This is a genomic window from Synechococcus sp. PCC 7502, assembly GCF_000317085.1.
Lineage (GTDB): Bacteria > Cyanobacteriota > Cyanobacteriia > Pseudanabaenales > Pseudanabaenaceae > PCC-7502.
In genome coordinates this window covers 1,316,243-1,343,044 of the sequence record NC_019702.1, presented here as the reverse complement: position 1 = coordinate 1,343,044, position 26,802 = coordinate 1,316,243, and the positions used below count along the sequence as shown (strand labels likewise).

The window sequence follows — 26,802 nt, the reverse complement described above, 5'->3', positions numbered from 1 at the left end:
ATGGAGCAAATAGAAGCTTTACAAGAAGTTTTGTGAGAAAATCTTGAAGCTAATGGGTAGTAAGCTATTTGAAGAACCTACCCTCCCAATATCCTTTGAATACCCTAAAGTATGCAAGCCATAATTATTGCTGGTGGTAAAGGTACAAGGCTAAAGCCCCTAACCTTTGGATGCCCTAAGCCCATGTTACCTCTTTTAGATCGCCCATTTTTAGAATGGATGGTCAGTCGCTGCAGGGCTGTGGGTATTACGGATATTTTGATCAATGTGCATTACCAAGCGCATCAAGTGGTTAATTATTTTAGGGATGGCGATCGCTTTGGAGTCCAAATTCGCTACATTGAAGAATCTACACCTTTAGATACCGCAGGGGCAATTAAATTAGCAGAACCATATTTCACGGGTGAGTCCCTAATTATTTTTAATGCCGATATTCTCACAGATTTAAATTTAGCGGAGTTGATTAAATTTCACCAAACTAACCAAGCTGCTGTTACCCTTGCGCTTAAGACTGTTGAGGACATTACCCCCTTTGGTTTAGTCGAATTAGATCAAAATTCACAAGTCTTAGCATTTCGAGAAAAACCAACCCCCGCGCAAGCTGTAGATTTTCTTGCAAAAGGAATTAATACGATCAATGCTGGCACCTATGTCATTGAGCCTAGGGTTTTTACCGATTATCCCGTGGGTGAGCCTCTTAGTTTTGAAAGAGTAGTATTTCCAGAGGCTTTGAAACAGGGCTTAAAAATGATGGGCTTTGTCTCTGATGGCTATTGGATGGATTTGGGTACGCCGCAAAAATATTATCAAGCTCATATCGATATTTTACAGGAATTAATTCCCTACGATTTAGGATCGATCGCCCATAGTCCGAGTGCGGGGATTTGGATAGCTAATCGAGCCGAAGTTCATCCCGATGCCAAGTTAGAGTCTCCATGTTTTATTGGCGATCGCAGTTATATTTTAAGTAATGCCATGATTCCAGCTAATACAGTTATTGGGGCAAATTGCTTAGTTAATCGTGGTATTAGTTCGGGAATTTATGCCAATGGTTCTATGCTGCTTTAGTTCGGATCAAATTTAAGATTGCTATTCCTAAACAAGATAAATGGGGCTTTTTATGTGTTAAAGCCCCTAAAAGTTTTACTAAACAGAAATTTATTTACTCTTCAGTTTCGATCACTTCGTTTTGGCTGGAATTACTATTATTCTCGTCATAGGGACTTGATCCCTCATTGACATGATCTGTAAATGTATCTAAATATTCATCAACAGCTTTTTTGCTAAAACTTACCAGCGCCATGATTTAACTTCTCTATTTTGCTTGAGGTTAATTAGGTATATTTAAAGTCCGATTCTATGGATTATTTAACTACAGCCCATCAATTGCATGGGTAGGAAAAAAGTAGGATATTTGCGCAAAATTTCTTAATATAATCAGATATTTTTGAGAATATTTATGGGAATATGGTCAAAAAGCTTGCGTTCTGGTACTTATAAATGAGAATTGGAGAAGCGATCGCCCTAGTTGAGCAATTATTAGAGCGAGGACGTTTAACAAAAGTTCAAGAGATTGTATTCCGTCAGACTTGGGAAGGACAGACCTACCTAAATATTTCTGTAAATGCAGGATATGATCCTAGTTATATTAAAGATGTTGGTTCGGAACTTTGGCGATCGCTTTCTACAGCCTTAAATGAAAAAGTCACCAAAAGTAATATTCATGGCGTATTAAAAAGATATGCCGAGCGCCAAAAAGATAAAAATGTCTCTTTACCCGTAAATTCTGCCCACCAAAATATAAGTTGGGGAGAGGCGATCGATATTTCCCAGTTTTATGGACGCAAGGCAGAATTACAAAAACTGAACCAATGGATTGAACGCGATCGCTCTCGGGTAGTCACAATCTTAGGCATCGGGGGCATTGGTAAAACTGCGCTGTCGTTAAAGCTAGCTGAACAGCTTCAGGGTGAATTTGAATATGTGATTTGGCGATCGCTGCGAAATGCTCCAATATTTGAGCTTCTATTAGCGGAAATTATTGCTTTACTCTCCAAACAACAAGAAATCCAAATTGCGCCCACTACTCATATTCCCAGACTGATTCACTATTTGCAACAACATCGCTGTTTATTGATTTTAGATAATGTGGAGTCAATTTTACTCAGTGCTAAACCACGCCAATATTTAGAAGGTTATGAAGCTTACGGAGACTTATTTAGAGAGGTTTCTGAACGCTCCCATCAAAGCTGTGTTTTATTAACCAGTCGTGAACAAATTGAAGAAGTAGCGATTTTGGCAGGGGAAAGTTTACCGATTCGGGTGTTGCCATTGCGGGGACTAGCGATCGCAGAAGGGATGGCAATTTTGGAAGATAAAGGATTACCTCTAACGATGGATAAAGGGCAGCAATTAATTGATTTATATGCAGGAAATCCCCTTGCTTTAAAGATAATTTCGACTTCTATTTTGGAATTGTTTGATGGTCAGATTTCAGAATTCTTTAACCAAGGTGCAGCCGTCTTTAATGGCATCAGAAAGTTACTGGATCGGCAGTTAGATCGCCTTTCAGATGTGGAAAAGCAGATTATGTTTGGGTTGGCAATTAATCGAGAATGGGTATCTGTGGTAGAGCTTCAAGGGGATTTTTCCCCTACCATCTCTACACCTCGGCTTCTAGAATCTTTAGAATACTTGCAAGGGCGATCGCTGATCGAAAAGAACAAAGGGAAGTTTACCCAGCAACCCGTGGTGATGGAATACATGATCGAAAAGCTATTAACTGCGGTAAGGACTGAAATAAGTAACCAAACACCTCAATTGTTTCTACGCTATGCCCTAATCAAAGCTCAGGCTAAGGATTATGTGCGCGAAAGTCAAATTCGCATGATCATGCAGCCTCTGTTGGTGATGCTCCAAGAAGACTTGGGTGGAGAACAGGCGATCGCTCTGACCATTAAACAAATCCTGCAAAATTTATCTTCTAATTCATCTTCTGCTACAAGCTATGGCGCGGGAAACTGCTTAAATTTGCTCTGTCATCTGCAAGCAGATTTAACGGGCTTAGATGTATCGGGGCTAAGTATTCGTCAAGCCGATCTAAGAGATGTTTCACTACATCAGGTTAATCTATCTCACGCTAATCTTGCGACTTCTATGTTTGCCGAAGCGATCGGGGAAATTCATAAAATAGTTGTCAGCCCAGATGATCGACTGGTAGCTAATTCTTGTAATGACGGTAGCATTTCCATCTGGCAAGTGGGCAGTGGTCAAAATGTACTGAATCTTAAAGCCCATGATAGTTATGTGATTGGACTTGTTTTTACCCCTGATAGCCGCAGATTAATTAGTGGTAGCTTCGATAAACATATTAAAATCTGGGATATTAGCACTGGCGAATGCTTGGAATCATGGCAGTCTTCAGCAGATATTTATGGGATTGCCCTCAGTAGTGATGGCAAAATACTTGCCTATAGTGGTGAAGATGGATCAATCTTACTCTGGGATTTGGCTACCAAGCGACTGCTGCAAAAGTTGACGGGTCATACTGCACAGGTAAGAGATATAGCGTTTCAACCCTATGGCACACTATTAGCAAGTAGCAGTTTTGACTTGACAATTAAAATATGGGATCTAACTACTGGTGAATGTATTGAGACTTTGATTGGACATACTCAAGTCGTGTGGTCGCTCTCTTTTAATGCTGAAGGTACAAAGTTGGTCAGTGGTAGCTTTGATCAGTTAATGAAAGTTTGGGATGTGCAAACTGCTTCCTGCATCCAAACCATCCAGGCACATACTGCCGTTATTAGCGGGGTAATATTCAGTCCTGACGATCAACTTATTATTAGTGGCTCTTTTGACTCAACCATAAAGTTTTGGGAGATAGCCCCACAAGACAATTGGCAATGTTCTAGAGTTCTACAGAGACTCAATAATATTGGTGCGATCGCCTTAGATTCCACGGGCAAAATTCTGATTAGTGGCGACTATGGAGGGGAGCTAAAATTTTGGGATGTTGAGTCTGGGCAAGCCCTGAGAACCCTTAATAGTATTCCCAAAGCATTTAAAACTCTGGCTTTTCATTCAGAAGGAAATCTCTTAGCTAGCAGTGGTGACGATCGCAAAATTCGGTTATGGGATATTACCAGCAATCAATGTTTGAGTACTATTACAGGTCATGCCATGTCTATATGGCGTATAGTATTTCCTCCCCAAGGCAATATAATAGCTAGTTGCAGTACAGACGGTACACTCAAGTTGTGGAATGTAGTAAATAATAACCATATCCAAGAACTGCCACCTCCATTACAAAAAGACTTCGCATTTATTGTGGCGATCGCCTTCCATGAAGATATCCTTGCTAGTGGTAGTAGCGATGCCATGATTCGCCTCTGGAACTATCGGACTAGGGAACTGGTGCAATCTTTTATGACAGTTCAAGGAAGCATCATCGTTAATTTAGACTTTCATCCCCAAGGGCACTTACTTGCTAGTGCTTGCCACGATTCTACCGATCTTAGAGTTTGGGATATCAAAACTGGAACTTGTCATCAAACGCTCCAAGGGCATTCTAGTCACATCTGGTCGGTTGATTTTCATCCCCAAGGCGAGATTTTAGCCAGTGGTAGTGAAGATAAGACCATCCGTCTTTGGCATATTGAAACTGGTGAATGTCTTCAAGTTTTGAAAGGTCACGCGAGTACGATTAATGCCGTAAAATTTAGCCCCGATGGAGCCTATTTATCTAGCTCCAGTAATGATCTTACTATCCGTATTTGGGAGGTAGCTACTGGGGAATGCATCAGAATTTTAGAGGGGCATATAGGCTCAGTTACTGGTATTGCCTATGATCCTGCTCAGCTTCATCAATTAGCTAGCTGTAGTTATGACGATACAATTCGGTTATGGAATACTGACACTGGCGAATGTCTTAAGGTATTGCGCCCCCAACGTATTTATGAGGGGATGAATATTACGGGAGCAACTGGAATTACATCTGCCCAACAAGCTACTCTAAAAGGTCTGGGAGCAGTAGAAATAACCTAATCCGTTTTTTTACAGATCACTCAGAAAAATTAGATAGTATATACGAAGCTAAGGAAATCACTTCTCTTATCCTTAACAATCCTCAAAAGCCATGATCCTCCAAACCCTACCTAAAGTTACCACCTTTGCGGAATTTGTCGATTGGCTCCCCGAAAACACTGGAGTACGTTACGAACTTCGTAACGGAAATATTATTGAAATGGCTCAACCAGTTGGCGATCACGAAGAAATCAAAGGATTTTTGACCGTCGAAATTTCTGTTGAAGTTAAGCGATTGGGATTACCTTTTGGTATTCCTAACCAGGTTATAGTCAGACCTGAAGGTAAAGATTCAGGATATTTTCCAGATTTATTGGTGGTAAATCGTGCCAATCTGCATAACGAAAAATTATGGAAAAAAGAATCGATTCTAAGTCAGGCTGCATCAATCCCCTTAGCTATTGAAATTGTCTCCACCAACTGGCGAGATGATTACTACTTAAAATATGCCGATTTTGAGGAAATGGGAATTCCTGAATATTGGATTATTGATTATGCCGCCCTAGGTGGACGTAATTTTATTGGTAATCCCAAACAACCGACTATCTCAGTGTGTAACTTAGTGGATGCAGAATATCAAGTTAGTAAATTTCAAGGTAGCGATCGCCTAATTTCTCAAACCTTTCCCGAATTAAATCTCACCGCTACTCAGATTTTTCAGACTGGAACGATCTATCTCTAGCAAATAGAACAATTATTTTGCACAAAATTAGCTAAGGGTTTAATTCATCTACCTGCTAACCAAACATTTAAATTAAACAAGTTCGTAAAATCTAAAAGTGCCTCACTCAAATCTTCAACCACAGTCAAGGGTAAACTAGAAATTCATAGGTAATTTATGACTAAATATCTAAAAATTGAGTATTTGATTGCTCCCGATGGCAAGATTACAGAAAGGGTAATTAATGGTAGTGGTAGTGATTGTATAGAGAGTAGTGCGGCGATCGAGCTTGAACTGGGACAAGTCCAGCAACGGGAATTACTACCTGAATATTTTGAGGTTAATGATTTATTGGTGAGTCAAGAAAGTGTGAATCTAAAAAATCAAATCTAGGCTCTAAGCTGAGGTTTATGATGGGTTGCCCTGTCCGTATCTGATAGCTGAACTAATATATACTGGGGTAACCTAACGTTTGTAATCTGTGATTTTGTGGGTATAGACCTCCGTAGCTACGTTTATTTGGATAATTTACAGCCCCAGCATGCCGCCTATTTGGGAACTGAAGCACAGGGTTTTTTACCTCTACCCGGTGATGCCTCTTTATGGATTGAGATTTCCCCCGGCATTGAAATTATGCGGATTATGGATATTGCTCTGAAGTCTGCTGCTGTCCGTCCGGGTGTTCAGTTTGTCGAAAGACTCTATGGCTTAATGGAAGTTCATGCCAGTCGTCAAGGAGAAGTTCATGCCGCAGGTAAAGCAATTTTAGAAGCGATCGGCGTTAGTCGCCAAGACTGCATCAAGCCACGGGTGATTTCTAGCCAGATTATTCGGAATATTGATGCTCACCAAACCCAATTAATTAATCGTAGCCGTCGGGGACAGATGATTTTAGCGGGGCAAACTTTATATGTGTTAGAAGTAGAACCTGCTGCCTATGCTGCTTTAGCCGCCAATGAAGCTGAGAAGGGGGCTTTAATTAATATTTTGCAAATTTCCGCCGTTGGTAGCTTTGGTCGGCTTTACCTAGGGGGTGAAGAGCGAGATATTATTGCGGGATCGAGGGCTGCCCTAGATGCGATCGCTAATGCACCGGGTAGAGAAAATATGGGAACCATGCGTAGGGAATAGGTCATGGCACAACACTTGGCAATATTACAGCGGGGGGCAGTAACTTGGTTGAAGTGGCGATCGCAAAATCCAGACATTATTCCCGATCTGAGTGATGCTGATTTAAGTGGAGTTAATTTGCGCGGTGCTAATCTTCAGGGAGTTAACCTTGTACGGGCAAATCTCCAAAACACAATTTTAATTGCTGCTAATCTTAGTCATGCTGCACTTACACAGGTAAACCTCAATGGTGCCAAACTGATTAATGCTAATTTTCAAGCTGCTGAACTTATTAATGCCAATCTCGATCATGCTGATTTAACCAAGGTTAATTGCCGCAGTACTAACCTGATTGGAGCCAGTCTTAAATATGCCAATCTTCAAGATGCTGATCTGAGCGGTGCTAACCTAATTGGCACTGACCTCAGTGATACGAACCTAAGGGATGCTGACCTCATGGATGCGGACTTAACTCGTACTGATTTGAGTAACTCCGTGGCGATCGCCGCCAATTTTGCGGAAACTAATCTGACTGGGGCAAACCTATACCAAGCTGAATTGAGTAGTACTAATATGTATAAGGCTAATTTAAGTAAAACAAAGCTGTGGCAAACCCATTTATGTCACGCTAATTTAGTTGCTGCTAACCTGAGTGGGGCTATTTTTTACAAAACTGATCTGCGGTGGGCAAACTTACTCAAAGCCAATCTGAGTTATACCGATCTGACTAAGGTTAATCTACAGGGAGCAAATACTGGATATGCAGTTATGCCAAGCCTTAATTAATAGTATTTAAAAGCAGCCTAAAAAATTAACAAAATTAAGATATACAAAGGTAGCAGAAATTTGGAAATAGATCGGTAGTCTAAGGATTAGGGTAATAACAAAGATCATGAATGAAGACTATATAGAACGTTTTGCAAAATTAAATGCGATCGGGATTGCCCTCTCTGCAGAGACAGATCCAAAATCATTAATTGAAATGATCGTCATGGGAGCAAAAAGTCTGACGAATGCTGATGGCGGTACCCTATACATGGTGACAAAAGATCAAGATGCCCTAGAACGGAAACTTAAATTTGAGATCATGATTACCGACTCCCTTGGGATTAAAATGGGCGGAACCACTGGCAAATCCATTCCCCTTGGACCAATTCCTCTCTATCACGGCGATCGCACCCCCAATAGTTCTATGATTGCTGCCTATAGTGCCATTCACCGCAAAACTATTAATATTCCCGATGCTTATACGGCTGAAGGTTTTGACTTTTCGGGAACTAGAGCCTTTGATCAGCAAACTGGCTATCGCTCTAAATCTTTTTTAACCGTACCCATGAAAAATCATGAAAATGAAATCATTGGTGTACTGCAATTAATTAATGCCATTGATCCAAATACCCAAGAAATTATTCCCTTTTCCCAACAGTCACAACACCTAGCAGAATCACTGGCTTCCCAAGCGGCAGTGGCTTTAACTAATCGAGAACTAGTGGAAGAATTTAGATTACTGTTTGAGTCTTTCATTGGCTTAATTGCTAAGGCGATCGACGATAAATCTCCCTATACAGGTGGTCACTGTCGGCGCGTTCCAGTCTTAACTATGCTTTTAGCCCAAGCTGCCTGTGAGACTGATCAAGGCATTTTTAAAGATTTTAAGATGACCGAGGAAGAACTGTACGAACTTAAAATTGCGGGATTGCTCCATGACTGCGGTAAGGTGGTCACTCCTGTGCATATTGTCGATAAGGCAACAAAATTAGAAACCATTTACGATCGCATTCACTTAATTGATACAAGATTTGAGGTTTTAAAGCGAGATGCCGAGATCAAATACTTAAAGGAAAAAATAGCAATTTTAGAAGGGCATGACCAGACCACACCCCTAACTGAAACCCTATCTGAACTAGAGATAAATCATCAAAACTATCTACAGCAGCTAGAGAGCGATCGCCAGTTTCTCCGATTTTGTAATATTGGCAGCGAAAGAATGTCAGATCAGGATAAAGCTAGATTGCGAGAAATGCAGAAATACCGATGGATCAATGAGCATGGTGAAGATGTCCCATTTTTAACTGAGGATGAATTTTATAACCTTGATATTACCTTCGGTACGCTGACCAATGAAGAGCGACAGATTATTAACGATCACATGAAAGTGACCATTGAAATGTTAGAGGCATTACCCTATCCCAAGAACCTACGCCGTGTCCCGGAGTATGCAAGCGGACACCATGAACGGATGGATGGCAAGGGCTATCCGAGAGGATTAACTAGGGAGCAAATGTCTATTCCTGCGCGGATGATGGGGATTGCTGACATCTTTGAGGCATTAAGTGCCACAGATCGCCCCTATAAAAAAGGGAAAACCTTAACTGAATGCTTGCACATCCTTGGCAAAATGAAGCTTAATTCCCATATCGATCCCGACCTATTTGATTTATTTATTAACGAGAAAGTTTATCTCAAGTACGCTGAAGAGTTTATTGCTACCGATCAAATTGATGATGTCGATTTAACAAAAATTCCAGGTTACACGCCATCCACTTAAAATTAACACTTTTAAAAATAACTAAGTAGCCGATCGCAGTTGATTAAGAAGATTTTGAGTCGTCAGATTTGGGCTTGAGGCTTGAATTAGCGATCGCACCACTGCCACTCTTTTGGCACCAGCCTTAATCACGTCAGCTAAATTATCGGCATCAATTCCCCCAATCGCATACCAAGGAATAGTTAACTTTTGAGCAGCATAGCTGACATATTCAAAACCTGCCGCAGCTTTACCCGGTTTAGTTGGCGTGGCAAATACTGGACCTACACCTACATAGTCCACATCGTTATTCAAAGCAATTTCTAATTCTTGGGGACTAGTTGTAGATTGTCCGATAATGGCATCTGATCCTAGTAATTTTCGAGCGATCGCAATGGGAAAATCAGTCTGCCCTAAATGAACTCCATCGGCACCCACTGCCAAGGCTATATCCACCCGATCATTCACCAAAAACAGCGCATTATAACTATGGCAAAGTTCACATAATTGAGTAGCGATCGCCATCCGTTCGGAATCATTAATATCCTTATCTCGATACTGAACTAGAGATAACCCAGCCTTGAGACAACTTTCCACCGTTTCCAATAGATTAGGGCTGGGCATGGTCACTAAATACAGCAGGGACTCATTTAATTTTTGTAGGTTTTTTTGTCTTTTACCGATTAAGGCACTTTCAATTATATAAACTTGGTACCGTATTTGCTTGATAGCCGCACTCATAGCAGGTTGGTCAATCTTGCTATATTCCTCTAAAACTCTTAACGCCTCTTGCACCCTTGCCAAATTTGCCCCTAAAACCCCATGAACATCCTCTCTCTGGATTTCCAAAGGATGACTAATTGCTGTACCAACATCCGTAATCGTATTTCTAGCTAGCTTAAATTCATCTTGATGCCAAGAGCCTAATTCCTGCCGTAGTTGTTTACATTGAGCAGTCAGATTAGCGTTTTCTAAACCAAAGCGACACCATTCTTCAATCACACGCAGTCCTTCCCGCGCCCGATCAAGATTAGCATCCAAAATTCTATAGACAGTTTTCACAAAGCACTTTTAACAAGAGGATTTTTAGATGGTAGGTTTACTCGATAATAGCCTCAATTTCTGCACTGGTTTCTTCGGTTATGGGATTTCTAACTTTACGAATGGGCAAATTGGCAATTAGGGCGGTCATGCGATTGTCAGATTCTAGTGTCACATCCAAGCCATCTTCATCTAGCTCCACGTACTTAGACACCACAGCCAAAATCTCCTTACGCATATCTTCTAGCATCTTTGGCGTTAAAGCTGCCCGATCGTGAGCCAGAATAAATTTCAGCCGTTGTTTAACCTGTCCTCGACTATTGGATTTTTGTCCAGCAAATAAACGTTCCAGAATTTCGGTAATAATCATGGGTTACCTCTAAGCCATCTGCCTAATCGGGCAAAAATTGAATTGTTGGTGGGTGAAAAGTCGAGAAAATCCACTTCTTTGCCATCTAATCTTTGGGCGGTATTATCGTATGCCTCACCTGCTAAAGACAACTTTTCTGCTAAAACCAGTGGCTCCCCTTTGTTGGTAGAAACAATTACCTGCTCATCTTCAGGAATAACGCCAATTAGCTTCACAGATAGAATTTCCAGCACGTCTTCCACGCTCATCATGTCATTATTTTTGACCATAGTTGGACGTAAACGATTGAGGATCAGCTTAATATCTTTAATCCGATTTGCTTCTAGTAAGCCAATTACCCGATCCGCATCCCGCACTGCCGAAATTTCTGGAGTGGTAACAATTATTGCTTCCTTTGCCCCAGCGATCGCATTTTGAAATCCCGTTTCAATTCCTGCCGGACAATCTACCAAGACATAATCAAAGTGTCTGCTTAAAACCTCGACTAAAGCCTTCATGTGACCAGCCGTAATCGCTGTTTTATTGCGAGTTTGGGGTGCTGCTAATAGGGATAAATTGGGCTGACGTTTATCCTTGACTAATGCTTGATCTAGTTTGCATTCTCGGGCAATTACCTCTAAAGCTGTGTAAACCACACGATTTTCTAGTCCCAATAGTAAATCCAAATTTCGCAAACCAAAATCGGCATCAACTAGAACAACTTTTCGACCTAGGCGAGCTAGTGCCATACCTAGATTTGCGGTAGATGTAGTTTTGCCAACCCCTCCCTTGCCAGAGGTAACAACAATGGTACGACTCATTAGATACTATAAAAATTTATTCTAAAGTATAGCTGACTATAGCTGTTTATACTCAGGATTACGCCGCCAGATTAGTCCAGATTGACTTAACCCCTGAGTTCATGTAACCCTTTTCTGTATGAGTAATATATCCAGATTAATCAAGATTAATTAAATTAAAAATTGCAAATAAATCCCAAAATTGAATTACGGCGAGAATTATTATCAAAACGGCGATCGCTTTCTAAATTAGCTTGGCAACAACAAAGTCAAAAAATTTGCAACCATCTAGCCGCATCAGAGCTAGTTCAAAATGCTGAGGTGATTTTAGGGTTTATCAGTTTTCGGCAAGAACCAGATTTATCTCATCTCTGGCAACAATTTCCACGGAAAGTTTGGGGATTTCCCAAGTGTCTTAATCAAAATAAGAACTTAGATTGGTACCAAATTCGACCCGATCGCTTTCCTGAATCTACTGAAGTTGGAAAGTTTGACATCCTCGAACCTAAACCAGATTTACCAAGAATTAACCTAGATCATGTGGATTTAATCTTAGTGCCAGCGATCGCCATTGATCGGAAAGGCTATCGTTTAGGTTACGGTGGTGGATTCTATGATCGATTTTTAGTTATTCAAACGAGCTTTACCATTGGCGTGGTATTTGCAGACTTTTACCTTGAAACCTTGCCAAACCAAGCATGGGACTTACCAATACAGGCAGTATGCACCGAAAAAGGGATTGACAGGATTACTTAGGCTGCGCTGTAAAAAAGCGATTGCGATCGCGGTGTAATTGATGAACTAAGACTCGTTTTAAGCCAATTTTATCTTCAAACTCTTGAATATAATTTACCCCTTCTCCCTTACGTTCCCGATGGTCTAGTTCTTTTAAGAGAGCCAAAATTTTAATATCTAAACCCGGTTCACCGCTAAATAAATGCATCAGCGTCTCTGAGCAGTCATCATCTGGATAAATTGGGATGTAATATATGTAGGGGACTTCCATATTAGTGATGCAGATGCCAAAACTTGTAATATCTTTACAGTCAGTCTAGCCTTTTTTTAACCTATATTAGGCTGGGGTGCCAAATTCAATTGCAGCATGATCAAAATATCTTGGTTATTAAGCCTACTAATCCTTGTATTAGCCCAATTTCCAGCAACAGCTCTAGCCCAATCGATTCAAGATTTGCAAAACTATCAGCAACAGGTAATTGAACAACGGGAGTTAATTCAAAAACAACAGGCACAAATCAATGCGATTGCTAAGCCCGCCGAAATTAGATTAGACCTACTTCGTAAAAACGTACAAGCTACCGATGCCGAAATCCAAAAAAATCAACAAAAACTAAGTGACAGTTCCACTAGCCTCAAAAATTTACAAGCACAACTGGAAAAATCCACCCAAGCTTTAGAACTGCAACGCACAGCTACAACATCAAGACTACAGTATCTCCAAAAACAACAAACTGCCCAGTGGTGGGCTTTATTACTAAGCAGTAAAGACTTATCCCAATTTTTAGATCGCCGCCGTCAGTTAAGCGTAATTTATAAAAGCGATCGCACACTTTTAGCTACCCTTAAGCATAGTAACGATCTAGTCAATGACCAAGCTCAAACCATCATCAACACCCAAAATCAAATTATTCTGCTTAATCAAGAACTAGCACAGCAAAAGCAAAACTTTGAGGCACAAGCCACTGCTCAGGCACAAGTAGTCACCAGATTAAAAAGCGATCGCCAAGCCCTCGAAGCCGCCGAATCGAGATTAGTTCAAGACTCCATCCAAATTAGAAATATCATTCTGGCTAAAACCTTCACTCCCGATAGCATAATCCCCGGCACTGGACAGATGATGTATCCAGTAATTGCACCGATTACTAGTCCCTTTGGCTACCGTATGCACCCAATTTTAGGCTATCAAAAATTTCATTCTGGTATGGACTTTGGGGCGGATTACGGTACGGTAATCTATGCCGCCGATAGCGGTAACGTTGTGTTTGCGGGCTGGTACGGTGGCTATGGTAATGCGGTAATTATTGAGCATGGTAACGGTATTAGCACCCTCTATGGTCACACCAGTGAAGTATATGTAACCGAAGGTCAAGCGATCCAAAAGGGACAACCGATCGCCCGAGTTGGCTCCACAGGTTTTTCCACTGGTCCCCATCTCCACTTTGAAGTTCGAGTAAATGGGGAACCAGTCGATCCAGCACAGTTTTTATAAAGCCTAGAGAATATAAAGCATTAAAAACAGAACTACCCAGATAATATCGACAAAATGCCAATAAATTGAAGCAGCCTCAATACCATAGTGCTTACCACCTAAAAAAGCACCCTTTTGAAAAGACTTGATCCCCATAATTGCAATTAAAGTTAGCCCCACAAATACATGGAACCCGTGGAAGCCCGTAAGCACATAAAAAGTGCTAGCAAACAAATTACTAGTCAAGCCAAATTCTAGGTGCTGATACTCATAAACTTGTCCCGCCAGAAAAGTTGCTCCCATAATAAAAGTTAGAAGAAACCACCACCGCACTGCCTTAATATCATCTTTTTTAATGGCATGATCGGCTTGATGAATTACCAAACTACTAGATAGCAAAATGATTGTGTTAATACCGGGTAGCAGAATCTCTAGCTCTGGTGTACCAGCAGGGGGCCATTCCGTTGATACTGCCCTAAAGGTTAAATAGGCGGCAAACAGTCCTAGAAATAGCATTCCTTCTGAACATAGAAACACAATTAGTCCAAATACGCGCAGGTCAGGATGTTCATGGTGCCCGTGGGAAGTTTCAGCGATCGCCAGATTTTCAGTTGAGTCAGTAATTGCACTTTGCATAAAATATTATTTCCTAATATATTTCCTTGAATCTTCCTTGATCTACTAGTGGAGTACTAATGAGTAGGCTCTGCCAAAAGGTCAGCTTCATGGGCGTATTCCAAACCGTAATCGTAGGGTCCTGTTTTTAACACTGGATCACCATGCCAATTTTCCACAATCGGGGGAGAGCTAGTTGTCCATTCTAAAGTCAAACCATTCCAAGGATTATCCGTAGCTTTTTCGCCTTTGATCCAGCTAAAAATGACATTGAATAAAAATGGGAAGGTGGAAATTGCTAATAAAAACGCCCCAATCGTACAAATTACATTAATTGAAGCAAACTGGGGATCGTACTGCGCTACCCTTCTAGGCATTCCCTGTAAACCCAGTAGGTGCATAGGTAGAAAGCAAAGATTGAATCCAACAAAGGTCAAAAAGAAATGGACTTTGCCCCAAAACTCGTTTAGCATCTTTCCTGTCATCTTCGGAAACCAATGGTAAATACCTGCATAAATGCCAAACACACTGCCCCCAAACAACACATAGTGAAAGTGAGCCACGATAAAATAAGTATCATGGAGGTGAATATCCACAGGTACAGAACCAAGCATTACGCCACTTAGACCGCCAACTACGAACATCGAGATAAATCCGATCGCAAATAGGAGAGGACTTTCTAAGCGCAATTTTCCACCCCACAAAGTTGCAATCCAACTAAATACCTTAATACCTGTAGGTACAGCTACTAGCAGTGTGGCAATCATAAAGAACATGCGGAGCCAATTCGGAGTTCCACTGGTAAACATGTGGTGCGCCCATACAACTAGCCCTAAAATGCAGATAATCATACTGGAGTAGGCGATCGCCTTATATCCAAAAATTGGCTTACGGGAATGTACGGGTAAAATTTCCGAAATCACGCCAAAAATGGGCAGAATCATCACATAAACCGCAGGATGGGAATAGAACCAGAATAAATGCTGATAAACCACAGGATTTCCGCCACCCGTAGGATTAAAAAATGCTGTTCCCGCCAATAGATCAAAGCCTAGCAAAATCATTGCCCCTGCTAAAACTGGAGTAGCAATTAGGACTAAACCAGAGGCTGAGAGAATAGCCCAACAGAGTAAAGGCATATCAAACATTCCCATACCGGGCATCCGCATAGATAGAATGGTAACCACAAAATTAACCGCTCCCAAAATTGAAGATGTTCCCAGAATAATAATGCTGGCAATCCATACTGCTTGTCCGAAATGTTGATCGGTGAGAATACTCAAAGGTGGATAGGCTGTCCATCCCGTGGAAGATGGTCCATAGAAAAAGCTGCTAATCAGTAGCACCCCAGCAGGTGGAATCATCCAAAATGCCAAAGCATTAAGCTTGGGGAATGCCATATCTCTGGCACCAATCATTAAGGGGATCAGGTAATTACCAAAACCACCTGTGACCGCAGGTACAATCCATAAAAAGATCATGACTGTACCGTGAATTGTAAATAAGCCATTGTAGAGTTCGGGTGGTACCAAATCGGAGTCAGGGGTAGCAAGTTCAGCCCTAATTACCGAGGCTAAAGCTCCACCGATGAGATAAAAGAAAAAAGTTGTGACTAGGTACTGAATCCCAATTACCTTATGGTCAGTGCTAAAACTAAAATATTCCCGCCATTGGGATTTAGGTGAGTGCTTATTTGGCTCAAAGGCTTCAGTACTAGGAGCTTGAGTAATTACTTGAGTCATAGGTAAGTATAAATATTACAAAAATACAGTTAGCAGGACTAGGTTTGGGGAGATAGATGGTGCAAACTTTTTAAGGTTTCAGGCGTAATCCCCATTTTCTGAGTTTGAGCAGTGAGGAGTTGTTTATGCTGAGGTGGATTTTCTTCTTGATTAAATAAATTGTTTCTAAATACATTGGAAGCGATCGCATTTTTAGAATTAGAACTTGCCAACTCCTCTTGCTCTTGTTGGAGCCATGCTTGGTATTCTTCAGGAGTTTCCACAACTATTTCTGCCCTCATACCGCCGTGGTAGGAGCCACATAATTCAGCGCAAACAATAGGATAGGTACCGAGTTTATTAGGGGTAAATTGAATTGAGGTCGCCATACCAGGAATAGTATCTTGTTTGAGACGAAATTGGGGTACCCAAAAGGCATGAATAACATCAGCAGCAGAAAGATTTAGCTTTACTTCTTGCCCGAGAGGAACATGGAGTTCGGAGGTTTGAATTTCTGTATCGGGATAGCTAAAAATCCAAGCAAACTGCATACCTTGCACATCAATATTTAATGGCTCTGGCTTAGAAGGGTTATCCGATGAATCCGTATCAAGGGCAATAGCAGTTGAACCAGTTGTCAAAGGCTCAGCCTGAGCAGCCTCCATTCCTAAATGATCTAAATGATTATGAGTCATTGCTGGCATTCCCATGCCCATAGACATAGGGCGACCATCCTGCATGACATTGTAAACATCAAAACTATAAATTCCTACCCAAATTACCAAAACCGTGGGTACTGCTGTCCAAATTATTTCTAGCAAGAAGTTGTCATGGATCGGAATCCCATCGGTATTATCTCCTTGGCGACGGCGGAACTTAAAAATGGAGTAGATTAAAATTGTTTGGACTACTAGGAAGATAGCAACAGCGATCGTTAATAGGCTATTAAAAAGATCGTCATAGAGGAGGGCTTCAGTTGCTGCGGCTTCGGGTAGAAGTCCATTATGTTGACCATACCAAAGACTGGCAATAATAATTAAGCCTAATCCAACCACAATTGAGATAATTCTTGGTTTGTTCATAATATCTGCTTATCTTTCTCAGTTAAAGATATATGAAGTCTAATCAATAATCTGATGTTTTAGGTATTTCTTCACTATTTAAACTATTCAAATCGTCTTAAATATTTACAAATAGAATAACTTCAGATTTTAGGAAATAGTAAAAAGCTAATAGAGTGCGTTAATTTGACTTGTTTTGATATATTCAAATTCTGAAACTATTACAAAAATTGATATTTAGCAGCAGAATGCAGTAAAAATTACTAACTTGCCTTATAACCCATAATAAAGTGTCTTCTTATACAGAATGAATCGATTGAAATTGTTGAAATGTAGTCTGTAACTTTAGCTAAACCTAAGTTTTATTGTAATAAAGTGTGATGCGCATACCACATCGCATCTTAATTTCACAACTCCTAGATATTTAGGCTATTCAATAAAGCATTCCAAATTGAGATTATCTTTAGAGGTGTTAAGAGAAGTGTTAAAAAAAGTTTTCCCAAAAGTTAGTATAGCCACGCTATTTGCCCTTAGTGCATTTTTTAGTAGCAACAGTATGGCATGGGCAGCCGAAGACCCCATGAAGCCAGCCTTAGATGCTGCCGCTAATGCTCAAGTTGCTGGTGATACTGCATTCATGTTGATTTCTACGGCGTTGGTATTACTAATGACACCAGCCCTAGCATTTTTCTATGGTGGGTTTGTTCGGTCTAGAAACGTTCTCAATACCATGATGATGAGTTTCATCCTAATGGGCATTGTGGGCGTGACTTGGATTTTGTGGGGGTATAGTTTAGCTTTTGCTCCTGGTACTCCATTTATTGGGGGCTTGCAGTGGGCGTTTTTGAATGGGGTAGGCTTAGAAACTACTGATTATCTTAAAGGTAGTCTTCCTGAAGCGGTTGTTTCCTATGCTGCAACAATTCCTCACCAAAATTTCATGATCTTCCAAGCAACGTTCGCCATTATAACTCCTGCTCTAATTTCAGGTGCGATCGTAGAACGGATTAGCTTCAAAGCGTATTTTTGGTTTATTTTTCTTTGGTCAGCTATTCTCTACCCAATTTTTGCTCACATGGTTTGGGCTAAGGGTGGTTTCCTAGGTCTATATGGCGGTCTTAATTCCTTAGACTTTGCGGGTGGAACTGTCGTTCATATTAGTTCTGGGGTATCGGCACTGGTTGCGGCTTGGGTAATTGGTCCAAGGGTAACTTATCCATCTCGTCCTGCTGCTCCCCATAATGTTCCATTTATACTTTTAGGTGCTGGCTTGCTATGGTTCGGTTGGTTTGGTTTTAATGGCGGTAGTGCCTTAGCATCTGGAAGTTTAGCAACCATTGCCTATGTAACTACTACAACTTCAGCATCAGCAGCAGCATTAATGTGGGTAATTCTAGAGTGGGTATTGAGAGGTAAACCTACAGCAGTAGGTGTTGCAACAGGAGCAGTTGCTGGTCTAGTGGGTATTACCCCTGCTGCTGGATTTGTTAGTCCCGTTAGTGCTATTTTAATTGGAGCAATTACCACAACTGCGTGCTTTTTCGCCCTTAGTCTAAAATCTAAATTACAGTTTGATGATTCTCTTGATACTTTTGGAGTACATGGTGTTGGAGGAACTGTAGGTTCCATCTTGACTGCCGTTTTTGCCTCTAGTGCAGTTAATCCAATTCTTGGAAAAGATGCTAGCGGTAAAGTTCTACCTGTAGGAGTACTTGAAGGACATTTCAGTGAGCTAATAACAGAATTAATCGCAATTGGAATCACCTATGTAATCGCTGGAGTAGGCACATTTGTGATTTTGAAGGTTCTTTCCCTGTTTATGAGTTTACGAGTTAGTCCAAGTGCAGAGGAACAAGGTATTGATATTGCTGAGCATGGAGAAGAAGGCTATGGAGAAGAATTTTCTTCAGGATTAACTCCATACGTTAGCGAAGGTTAAATTTTAAACTATTCCTGAAGATGAGCTACTAATATTCTCAAATCTTGCTTTGGTTTGACATTGTTATAATCTACTCTGTAAGCCACTTTCTATAATAGAGAGTGGTTTTTATAATTTTATGAGTTTAACAACATGATTGCCCCCAGTCGCCAGAGGGAATTGAGACAGTTACTAAATCGTATCCAGATACCAGAAGAAAGTATTAACTGGAATTTATTGGATCAAGCTTTAATTCATCCATCCTTTTCTACAGTTCATAACAACGACTATTTAGAATTTTTTGGGGATAGTGTGCTGAGGATGGTAGTGGTAACTTTTCTGCGCGAGCAGTATGGCGATCGCTCTGTAGGAGATTTAGCGGCATTGAGGTCGCATTTGGTTAGTGATAAGGTATTGGCGGCGATCGCTGATGGCTATGGATTTGATCGATTTCTAGTCATGGGGGAATCAGCAAAACGTGATCCCAAAACCTCTTTATCTAGGCTGGCTAATAGTTTTGAAGCTGTCTTAGCTGCTCTTTATTTGAGTACAAATGATTTTAGGTTAATTAATCAGTGGCTATATCCGCACTTACAGCGTATCTCGATCACAGTGCTAGCCCAACCTGCTTTTGGTAATTCCAAGGCAGCCTTACAGGAGTTAACCCAAGCTAATTGGCATATTTTGCCTGAGTACAAAGCAATTGACTCTTCTGAACCTCAAATATTTATGGTGGAGGTCTGGGTAAATAATTTCTGTTGGGGTGTGGGTAAGGGCAGTAGTATTAAAGCGGCTCAACAGGAAGCAGCTGCTATAGCTCTGCCTGCTTTAACCAAAAGCCTAAACTCATCCGCAAAAAACAAATCTTAAGTATTTAACGCCGAGAAACCTAGTTATATTTCTCTTATATTTCTAATCTAGCGATACAATAGCCTTCGAGTTATTTTTGTAGCTATTTACTCTTAATAATTATTAGGCTAGTTTTTATAACTAATCATTACCAAGCATTATTAAGAGAGCAGTTGGGTTTGAAGTGGTAGGGAGTCTAAAATTATTCTGATACTGATTGCAATCTTGTCGTCTTTGAACAGCATAGCAGCTACCTTGTTGCTTACCTATGGAATTAATGCTGGTTGGCTAGCTCTGGTACATCAAACCAAAATTGCCTGTATTGACTCTCCTAAAATAATTACAGATTCTGACCTGCCCATAGTCACAATTCAGTTGCCTATTTTTAATGAACGCTATGTGGCACAAAGATTAGTGGAGGCAATTTGTAAATTAGACTATCCTCACGATCGTTTGTATATTCAGGTTTTGGATGACTCCACTGATGATACCCAAGAAATATTACAAGCATCGGTATATAAGCACCAACAGCTAGGAATATGGATTGAATATATTCATCGTAGCGATCGCACAGGATTCAAAGCAGGAGCATTACAGGCAGCGATGTCTAAGGTTCAGGGAGATTATATTGCGATTTTCGATGCCGACTTTATTCCCGATCCCCATTGGCTCAAACAAGCGATCGCCCATTATCTTCAACCCCACACCGAACGTACTGCTGTAGTGCAAACCCGATGGGGACATATAAATCCTAACTATTCAAGACTCACTGATTTACAGGCAGTAGCTTTAGATGGGCATTTTGTCATTGATCAACAGGCTCGATGGCGTAATCATTATTTCCTGAATTTTAATGGCACCGCCGGAATATGGCGAAAACAAGCAATTCTTGACAGTGGCGGCTGGACATCAGATACCTTGGCTGAAGATATGGATTTGAGTTACCGAGCGCAATTATTAGGGTGGCAGGTGATCTATGACAATAACATTGTGGCATTTGCTGAATTGCCAGTAACAATGGTGGCATATAAGCTCCAACAATTTCGCTGGGCAAAAGGGGGCATTCAATGCGCTAAAAAGCTGTTAACTAGGATTTGGCAAAGTAAATATAGTCTGGGCGTAAAGTGGCAAGCAACGGTACATCTCACGGGGTATGGGGCGCATCCTTTTATGCTTATGAGTGTTTTATTATCTATTCCCCTCATGGTGTCATCTTCCATGCACACAGAAAATATTCAGGCATTTAAGAATATTTCCATTAATCTTTGGCAAATTTGTGTAATCATTGCTAGTTTTATTGCCCCCTATATTTATCTCACTGCCCAAAAAGATTTATACCCGAAAGCTTGGAAACATAAATTACTATCAGTTTTTTTATTGTTAATACTTTGCAGTGGCATGTCCTATAGCAACTCGAAGGCGGTGGTTGCGGGTTTATTTAATAAAGGGGTAAACTTTCGCCGCACGCCCAAGTTTAATATTACTGGTGGTGGCGATCGCTGGGTAAGTAAGGCATACAGACTTCCCTTTGATCTAGGAGCCATATTAGAGCTAGGACTAGCAGCCTATAGTTGTGTGGCTATATATATTGCCGTAAACATTGGGTGGTATAGTATGGTTCCCTTTTTAACAATCTATGCCCTTGGCTATGGCTATGTAGGGGGATTAACTCTGTGGCAGTATTGCCAGCAACTGCATTTAGTTAAAGCCCCTAGGGTCTCGGCTTCGATATATTAACGAATTTTTAAGGAAACCTATAAACCCACTAACTTGGCACTAAGTTCCCAGAGTTTCTTTGCCTTAGCTTCGTTTAATGCTTCGTTAGAAAGCTCTTGTTCAAAGGATTTTCGACCTGCTTTTTGACGGTTTCCCCAACTCCAATAGCTGCCAGATTTACTGTACTGCGGTTCACTTACAACTTCAGCTAGGCGATCACCTGCCAACTCCTCAGAGACATAACCACCGGTGATATTTTTTTGAAATAGGGGAAATATTTTTTGAAATAGGGGATAGTGATTACGGAATAAGGCTGTAGTTGCCACACAACCGGGATAGAAAGAGCTAAAGGTAATCCCCGTAGAAGCATGGTAGCGGCGATGAAGTTCAAGCATGGTTAGAACATTGCAGAGTTTGCTATCTTTATATGCCTTACCAGAATTAAATTTTTTGCCGTCAATCATAGCGATCGGAGCTTTGAAGCCATCTTCTAGTCCCTTGAGATTACCCAAGTCAGGCGGGGCAGGAATCGGGATTTTACCGCCTAATTCCTTAGGATTGGCAGTCACAGTCCCCAAAATTACTAATCTTGGTTCGGGATTACCAGACCTTTGTAAATCTTCTAGTAATAGGTTGGCTAGCAGAAAATGTCCCAAATGATTGGTGGCAACGCTAATTTCATAACCATCAACACTGTATTGAGGCTCCTTAAGTAAAGGTAGATAAACCGCAGCATTACAGACTAAAGCATCTAGGCGTTTACCAGTTAGGCGAAATTTTGCGACAAAGTCCCGCACGCTTTGAAGGTTAGCTAAGTCTAGGGGGAGGATTGTATAAGTATCTTTGGTCATGCCTAGGGCTTGAGCAGCCTGTTCAGTTTTAGGAAGATTTCGGCAAGCCATAATTACATGCCATCCTTTTTGGGCAAGCGATCGCGCTCCTTGCAAACCAACTCCTGAAGAGGCTCCTGTGATAATAACTGTTGATTTTCTTTCCATTTTTATATTTTTTAGATTGCAGGATATAAGACTTAAAATTTTTATATTAAATTTAGAATCTCACATGATTGAGTCGCTATATCTTAGTCTTAATTTCTTGTAGCACTTTTTTACTTGTTTCCATCAGCTCTGGAGCGTTGGATTTTAGAGTGATCAAGCTCCCCTTCACTGAAAGCAGCCAATCAAAGCTAAAATTAGGTTTATGGCGCGATCGCAACTACATCAAATCAATTCCTATCTTCGTCCACACTATCGTGACCTGATTCTAGGTACTGTGGCTTTATTTTTGGTTAATGCTTTAGGTACTTACATCCCTTGGTTAATTCGTACTGCCATTGACCAGCTTTCAGTAGTATTTACCACCGATCAGGTGATGCACTTTGTCGTCATTATCTCGGTACTGGCTTCGATTATGTGGGTAATTCGCATGGCTTCCCGCATGTGGCTATTTGGAATTGGGCGATCGGTGGAGTTTGATTTACGCCAAAAAATATTTGAGCATTTACTCAAGCTGCCTCCCAGTTATTTTTCCCATAATTCGGCGGGAAATTTGATTAGTATTGCCACCAGCGATGTGGAGAATATTCGGAGGTTATTGGGATTTGCGGTTTTGAGTTTGATTAATACCGTATTTGCCTACGCTATGACCTTACCAGCAATGCTGGCATTGAATCCACAATTGAGTTTATTGGCGATCGCCCCCTATTCCTTAATGTTGATTTTAGTGCAGATGTTTGGCGGGCAGCTGCGGGATCAACAGTTGAAAATTCAAGAAGAATTATCTAATGCCAGTTCGCTATTACAAGAAGACCTGAATGGCATGGCATTAATTAAAACCTATGCCCAGGAAGAAAATGAACGGCAGGCTTTTAATAAGGTGAATCAGAGGCTCCTAGATGCAAATTTACAGATGGCATTGACTCGAAACCTCTTATTTCCAGTTTTAGGTGGAATTGCAAGTATAAGCTTGTTGATTCTGTTATGGTTTGGTGGCGAGGCGATCGCTACGAATCCCAACGGAAATTTTAAGATTGGTAGCCTAATTGCCCTGTTTATTTATGTGGAACGGTTAATTTTCCCCACGGCATTATTAGGGTTTACAATCACTACTTACCAAAGGGGACGGGTTAGTATTGCCAGAATTGAAACGATTTTGCAAACTCCGCCCACAATTACTGATTTACCCACTGCTATGAATCTACCCATAGATCAAGTTAAAGGTAGGGTGACTGCCAAAAATCTTACTTTTACCTATCCTGAAGCTTCTAGTCCCGCTTTGGATCACATTAATTTTGAGATTGCTGCAGGCGAAACCGTGGCAATTATTGGGGCTGTAGGATCGGGCAAGTCAACCTTAGCTAATGCTCTGCCTAGACTTTTGGATATTGAATCGGGGCAGTTATTCATTGATGGCATTGATATTACGGCAATTAAACTTGATGATCTGCGAGCAATTATCAACTATGTGCCGCAGGATAGTTTTCTCTTTAGTGCTACCATGTCCAATAATATTCGCTACGGCAAACCTGATGCCCCCATGTCAGAGGTGGAATATTTTGCCAGCCAAGCAGGGATTGAAAATGAAATTCTGAATTTTCCACAGAAGTATGAAACCCTAGTCGGTGAAAGGGGGATCACCCTTTCAGGAGGGCAACGCCAACGGACGGCTTTGGCTAGAGCTTTATTAGTAGATTCACCGATTTTGCTCTTGGATGATGCCCTTTCCAGTGTGGACAATCAAACTGCAACTACAATTTTAGAAAATTTACCGAAGCATAAAACTGTGATCTTTATTTCCCATCAACTAGCGGCGGCGGCTAATTGCGATCGCGTTATTTTGATGGATAAAGGTAAAGTAGCAGCTACGGGAACCCATCAGGAATTACTGCAATCTTCAGATTTATACAATAAACTATGGAATCAGCATAAACTGCAAGAAGTTTTACGTTAACCGATTGTGATTTCATCTGTCGTCACCTTTGCCCAACTGTCCTTCCCAGAACCAACCGTATTTAGGGACGTATTTTGGTTGATTATTTTACTGGGCGCATCGGCATTGTGTTCAGCCTCAGAAACTGCGATAACTTCTTTAGATAACTTCAAGTTGCGATCGCTTATTCAAGAACGGGGTGACAAAGGCGGCATTTTCATGATGGTGATCGAGAATCGCAGCCGATTTATTACAACTTTGCTGATTTCCAATAACATCGTCAATATTGGTGCCACGGTTTTAACCACAAATGTATTTTTAGCTTGGTTAGGAGAATCTGGCTTAGGCATTGCCACTGTGGTAATGACAATTCTAGTTTTAGTGTTTGGTGAAATTACGCCAAAATTGATTGCCGTTAATAATGCCTTCCCGATTTTTAAGCTAGTGGTTAAGCCTATATATGGGCTTTCAATCCTTATGACTCCCGCTTTAGTGTTTTTTGATAGCATTTCCCAGTGGGCAATCAAAGTGCTGCGGGTAAATAGTCAAAATCGGGGCGAATCCATGCAGGACTTACAGCTACTGATCGAAGTTTTAAGCCGTAAAGGACAGTTGGATTCAGATAAGGGACAAATTTTAAATAAAGCCCTAGCTCTTGATCGCCTCAGTGTTAGAAGTGTGGTTAAATCTCGCCTAGATATGCAGACGATCGCCCATAATGCCAGCCTAGAGGATGTAATTAGTTTATGTCTGAATACTGGATTTTCTCGAATTCCTGTGCAAGAAGACTCCAAGGATCAAATTGTGGGGATTATTACCCTAAAAATGGCTTTGCAACACTTAAAAACCCACGGCAATGTCTCGGTTACGGAAGCAATGGTGGCACCGGTTTATATCCCTGAAACTAAGCGGGTGGCTGATTTGCTCAAGGAAATGTTAAAACAGCAATTGCATCTGGCGATCGTTGTCGATGAATATGGTGGCACTGTGGGTTTAGTAGCTCTTGAAGATGTGCTCGAAGAGTTGGTAGGGGAAATCTATGATGAAAGTGATGCTGTGCGCAAAATCAGAAAATGATTAGAAAAATGCCGCTAATTAAGATTCAACCTGATGAAGAAGTATTTGAGATTGGGAGAAATCAAACCGTTCTTCAAGCTTCTTTAGATGCGGGGATTGCCCATACTCATGCCTGTGGTGGTCGAGCTCGCTGTTCTACCTGTCGCATTTTAATTACCGAAGGTTTGGAGTATTGCGCTCCGCGAAACCCCCTAGAGGAAACATTGGCGCAAAAATTAGGATTTCCCCAAGATATTCGTCTTGCCTGTCAAACCAAAGTGGCAGCAGACATTGCCATGCGGCGGCTGGTTTTAGATATAGAAGATGAACATCTCGCCAGTGATCAAGTTAAATTCGGTAAAATTGGCGAAGAGAAATTCTTTGCAATCCTATTTAGCGATATTCGGGGATTTACTAAGCTATCGGAAACTATGCTGCCCTACGATGTGATCTACATACTCAATCGTTATTTTCAAGCGATGGGGGAAGTGGTCGATCTCCACGATGGCATGATTAATAATTTTATGGGTGATGGCTTTATGGCGTTATTTGGGATTAATGATCCTGATCGGGCAGCAGAGAACTCAGTGCGGGCAGCTTTAGGCATGATCGAGGCACTGGAGCAATTAAATTCTAGGATTGAGCTACTGTTTGCAAATCCTTTAAAAGTCGGTATTGGCATTCACTACGGAACGGTAATTTTGGGCGCAGTGGGAACCCGTCAGCAAAAAAATATTACGGCGATCGGGGATGCGGTGAACTTTGCTAGTCGGATTGAATCTGCCAATAAGGAATTTGGGACGACAATTTTGGTTTCGACAGATATTTATCAGCTAGTCCGTAATCAAGTTACGATTTCCTCAACTCCCAAGGAAGCAAAAATTAGAGGAAAGACTGGAACCTATTGTCTATATGAAATTGTAGATATACTGCCAGACCTCTCTGTTAATAATCATAATTCTAATTCTGTAAACTTGAGCGATCACAATTACATAAACCTAAATAAAAAACCCAATAATCAGTTCTACAAAATTTGGCAACTTTTACAAACCAAGATCTTTTAGAAATTTAGTGTACTCCCTATACTGAAGGATTAAGGTATTGGCTTTACCCCCTTTAAGTAGGTCTATTTTCATAGTGGCGAAGAAGTAGTTTA

25 protein-coding genes are annotated in these 26,802 nt (G+C 41.0%); 15 read left to right on the top strand and 10 right to left on the bottom strand.

What is annotated here, in order from left to right:
- The first annotated feature begins 111 nt into the window (after nt 1–111).
- The gene (locus SYN7502_RS06460) at nt 112–1,068 is read left to right on the top strand and encodes a nucleotidyltransferase family protein (RefSeq protein WP_015168068.1); all 957 of its coding nucleotides are present in this window, start codon (nt 112–114) and stop codon (nt 1,066–1,068) included.
- Between the two features lie 94 nt (nt 1,069–1,162).
- On the opposite strand, the gene SYN7502_RS20135 is transcribed toward SYN7502_RS06460, so the two are convergent.
- Nucleotides 1,163–1,303 (bottom strand): hypothetical protein, encoded by a 141-nt coding sequence (locus SYN7502_RS20135; RefSeq protein WP_015168067.1) that lies wholly within the window; start codon nt 1,301–1,303, stop codon nt 1,163–1,165.
- Between the two features lie 197 nt (nt 1,304–1,500).
- Here SYN7502_RS20135 and SYN7502_RS06455 point away from each other — a divergent pair, with 197 nt between their 5' ends.
- A complete protein-coding gene (locus SYN7502_RS06455) occupies nt 1,501–5,049 on the top strand; it encodes a WD40 domain-containing protein (protein ID WP_015168066.1) in 3,549 nt (1,182 codons plus the stop codon).
- A 91-nt stretch (nt 5,050–5,140) separates the two neighbouring features.
- Nucleotides 5,141–5,770 (top strand): Uma2 family endonuclease, encoded by a 630-nt coding sequence (locus SYN7502_RS06450; protein WP_015168065.1) that lies wholly within the window; start codon nt 5,141–5,143, stop codon nt 5,768–5,770.
- Between the two features lie 44 nt (nt 5,771–5,814).
- Here the strand turns inward: SYN7502_RS06450 and SYN7502_RS21350 are convergent, their stop codons facing one another.
- Nucleotides 5,815–5,913, bottom strand: coding sequence for a DUF4351 domain-containing protein (locus SYN7502_RS21350; RefSeq protein WP_071880360.1), 99 nt, complete (start codon nt 5,911–5,913; stop codon nt 5,815–5,817).
- Between the two features lie 13 nt (nt 5,914–5,926).
- On the opposite strand from SYN7502_RS21350, the gene SYN7502_RS06445 reads away from it, so the two are divergent.
- The 4 genes from SYN7502_RS06445 to SYN7502_RS06430 all read left to right on the top strand — a co-directional run bounded on the left by SYN7502_RS06445 (nt 5,927) and on the right by SYN7502_RS06430 (nt 9,407).
- On the top strand, nt 5,927–6,142 hold the full coding sequence (locus SYN7502_RS06445; protein WP_015168064.1) for a DUF2997 domain-containing protein: 216 nt from the start codon (nt 5,927–5,929) through the stop codon (nt 6,140–6,142).
- A gap of 96 nt (nt 6,143–6,238) precedes the next feature.
- On the top strand, nt 6,239–6,880 hold the full coding sequence (locus SYN7502_RS06440; protein WP_015168063.1) for a bacterial microcompartment protein: 642 nt from the start codon (nt 6,239–6,241) through the stop codon (nt 6,878–6,880).
- A 3-nt stretch (nt 6,881–6,883) separates the two neighbouring features.
- Nucleotides 6,884–7,645: a pentapeptide repeat-containing protein gene (locus SYN7502_RS06435; protein WP_015168062.1), complete on the top strand. Its 762-nt coding sequence runs from the start codon at nt 6,884–6,886 to the stop codon at nt 7,643–7,645.
- Nucleotides 7,646–7,751: 106 nt separating this feature from the next.
- Complete coding sequence (locus tag SYN7502_RS06430) at nt 7,752–9,407, top strand: HD domain-containing phosphohydrolase (protein ID WP_015168061.1); 1,656 nt, start codon at nt 7,752–7,754, stop codon at nt 9,405–9,407.
- Nucleotides 9,408–9,428: 21 nt separating this feature from the next.
- Here SYN7502_RS06430 and SYN7502_RS06425 read toward each other — a convergent pair whose 3' ends face one another.
- From SYN7502_RS06425 to minD, 3 genes are read right to left on the bottom strand one after another with little or no spacing between them, the layout of a single operon-like run.
- Nucleotides 9,429–10,448 (bottom strand): thiamine phosphate synthase, encoded by a 1,020-nt coding sequence (locus tag SYN7502_RS06425; protein WP_015168060.1) that lies wholly within the window; start codon nt 10,446–10,448, stop codon nt 9,429–9,431.
- 37 nt (nt 10,449–10,485) lie between these two features.
- A complete protein-coding gene (gene minE, locus SYN7502_RS06420) occupies nt 10,486–10,794 on the bottom strand; it encodes a cell division topological specificity factor MinE (RefSeq protein ID WP_041430006.1) in 309 nt (102 codons plus the stop codon).
- Nucleotides 10,794–11,597, bottom strand: a complete 804-nt coding sequence (minD, locus tag SYN7502_RS06415; protein WP_015168058.1) for a septum site-determining protein MinD — start codon at nt 11,595–11,597, stop codon at nt 10,794–10,796. The genes minE and minD overlap by 1 nt, the downstream gene beginning before the upstream one ends.
- Nucleotides 11,598–11,759: 162 nt before the next feature.
- On the opposite strand from minD, the gene SYN7502_RS06410 reads away from it, so the two are divergent.
- Complete coding sequence (locus tag SYN7502_RS06410; RefSeq protein WP_015168057.1) at nt 11,760–12,332, top strand: 5-formyltetrahydrofolate cyclo-ligase; 573 nt, start codon at nt 11,760–11,762, stop codon at nt 12,330–12,332.
- Here SYN7502_RS06410 and SYN7502_RS06405 read toward each other — a convergent pair.
- Complete coding sequence (locus tag SYN7502_RS06405) at nt 12,325–12,582, bottom strand: hypothetical protein (RefSeq protein WP_015168056.1); 258 nt, start codon at nt 12,580–12,582, stop codon at nt 12,325–12,327. The two genes, SYN7502_RS06410 and SYN7502_RS06405, sit on opposite strands and share 8 nt — an antisense overlap.
- Before the next feature lie 96 nt (nt 12,583–12,678).
- Between SYN7502_RS06405 and SYN7502_RS06400 the strand changes: the two genes are divergently transcribed.
- Nucleotides 12,679–13,803 (top strand): murein hydrolase activator EnvC family protein, encoded by a 1,125-nt coding sequence (locus SYN7502_RS06400; protein ID WP_015168055.1) that lies wholly within the window; start codon nt 12,679–12,681, stop codon nt 13,801–13,803.
- Between the two features lie 3 nt (nt 13,804–13,806).
- Here the strand turns inward: SYN7502_RS06400 and SYN7502_RS06395 are convergent, their stop codons facing one another.
- Genes SYN7502_RS06395 through SYN7502_RS06385 form a run of 3 tightly spaced genes read right to left on the bottom strand, consistent with a single transcriptional unit; the run spans nt 13,807 to nt 17,200 of the window.
- The gene (locus SYN7502_RS06395; RefSeq protein WP_015168054.1) at nt 13,807–14,418 is read right to left on the bottom strand and encodes a cytochrome c oxidase subunit 3; all 612 of its coding nucleotides are present in this window, start codon (nt 14,416–14,418) and stop codon (nt 13,807–13,809) included.
- Nucleotides 14,419–14,474: 56 nt separating this feature from the next.
- Nucleotides 14,475–16,139 (bottom strand): cytochrome c oxidase subunit I, encoded by a 1,665-nt coding sequence (gene ctaD / locus SYN7502_RS06390; RefSeq protein WP_015168053.1) that lies wholly within the window; start codon nt 16,137–16,139, stop codon nt 14,475–14,477.
- Between the two features lie 38 nt (nt 16,140–16,177).
- On the bottom strand, nt 16,178–17,200 hold the full coding sequence (locus tag SYN7502_RS06385) for a cytochrome c oxidase subunit II (protein WP_015168052.1): 1,023 nt from the start codon (nt 17,198–17,200) through the stop codon (nt 16,178–16,180).
- Between the two features lie 460 nt (nt 17,201–17,660).
- On the opposite strand from SYN7502_RS06385, the gene SYN7502_RS06380 reads away from it, so the two are divergent.
- The 3 genes from SYN7502_RS06380 to SYN7502_RS06370 all read left to right on the top strand — a co-directional run bounded on the left by SYN7502_RS06380 (nt 17,661) and on the right by SYN7502_RS06370 (nt 21,683).
- Nucleotides 17,661–19,118: an ammonium transporter gene (locus SYN7502_RS06380; RefSeq protein WP_071880384.1), complete on the top strand. Its 1,458-nt coding sequence runs from the start codon at nt 17,661–17,663 to the stop codon at nt 19,116–19,118.
- A 132-nt stretch (nt 19,119–19,250) separates the two neighbouring features.
- Nucleotides 19,251–19,967, top strand: coding sequence for a ribonuclease III family protein (locus SYN7502_RS06375; protein ID WP_015168050.1), 717 nt, complete (start codon nt 19,251–19,253; stop codon nt 19,965–19,967).
- 213 nt (nt 19,968–20,180) lie between these two features.
- A complete protein-coding gene (locus SYN7502_RS06370) occupies nt 20,181–21,683 on the top strand; it encodes a glycosyltransferase (RefSeq protein ID WP_015168049.1) in 1,503 nt (500 codons plus the stop codon).
- A 17-nt stretch (nt 21,684–21,700) separates the two neighbouring features.
- On the opposite strand, the gene SYN7502_RS06365 is transcribed toward SYN7502_RS06370, so the two are convergent.
- On the bottom strand, nt 21,701–22,660 hold the full coding sequence (locus tag SYN7502_RS06365) for a protochlorophyllide reductase (protein ID WP_015168048.1): 960 nt from the start codon (nt 22,658–22,660) through the stop codon (nt 21,701–21,703).
- A 202-nt stretch (nt 22,661–22,862) separates the two neighbouring features.
- On the opposite strand from SYN7502_RS06365, the gene SYN7502_RS06360 reads away from it, so the two are divergent.
- Genes SYN7502_RS06360 through SYN7502_RS06350 form a run of 3 tightly spaced genes read left to right on the top strand, consistent with a single transcriptional unit; the run spans nt 22,863 to nt 26,710 of the window.
- The gene (locus SYN7502_RS06360; RefSeq protein WP_015168047.1) at nt 22,863–24,611 is read left to right on the top strand and encodes an ABC transporter ATP-binding protein; all 1,749 of its coding nucleotides are present in this window, start codon (nt 22,863–22,865) and stop codon (nt 24,609–24,611) included.
- A gap of 6 nt (nt 24,612–24,617) precedes the next feature.
- On the top strand, nt 24,618–25,667 hold the full coding sequence (locus tag SYN7502_RS06355; protein WP_015168046.1) for a hemolysin family protein: 1,050 nt from the start codon (nt 24,618–24,620) through the stop codon (nt 25,665–25,667).
- 8 nt (nt 25,668–25,675) lie between these two features.
- Nucleotides 25,676–26,710: an adenylate/guanylate cyclase domain-containing protein gene (locus SYN7502_RS06350; RefSeq protein ID WP_168130323.1), complete on the top strand. Its 1,035-nt coding sequence runs from the start codon at nt 25,676–25,678 to the stop codon at nt 26,708–26,710.
- Nucleotides 26,711–26,802: the final 92 nt, after the last annotated feature.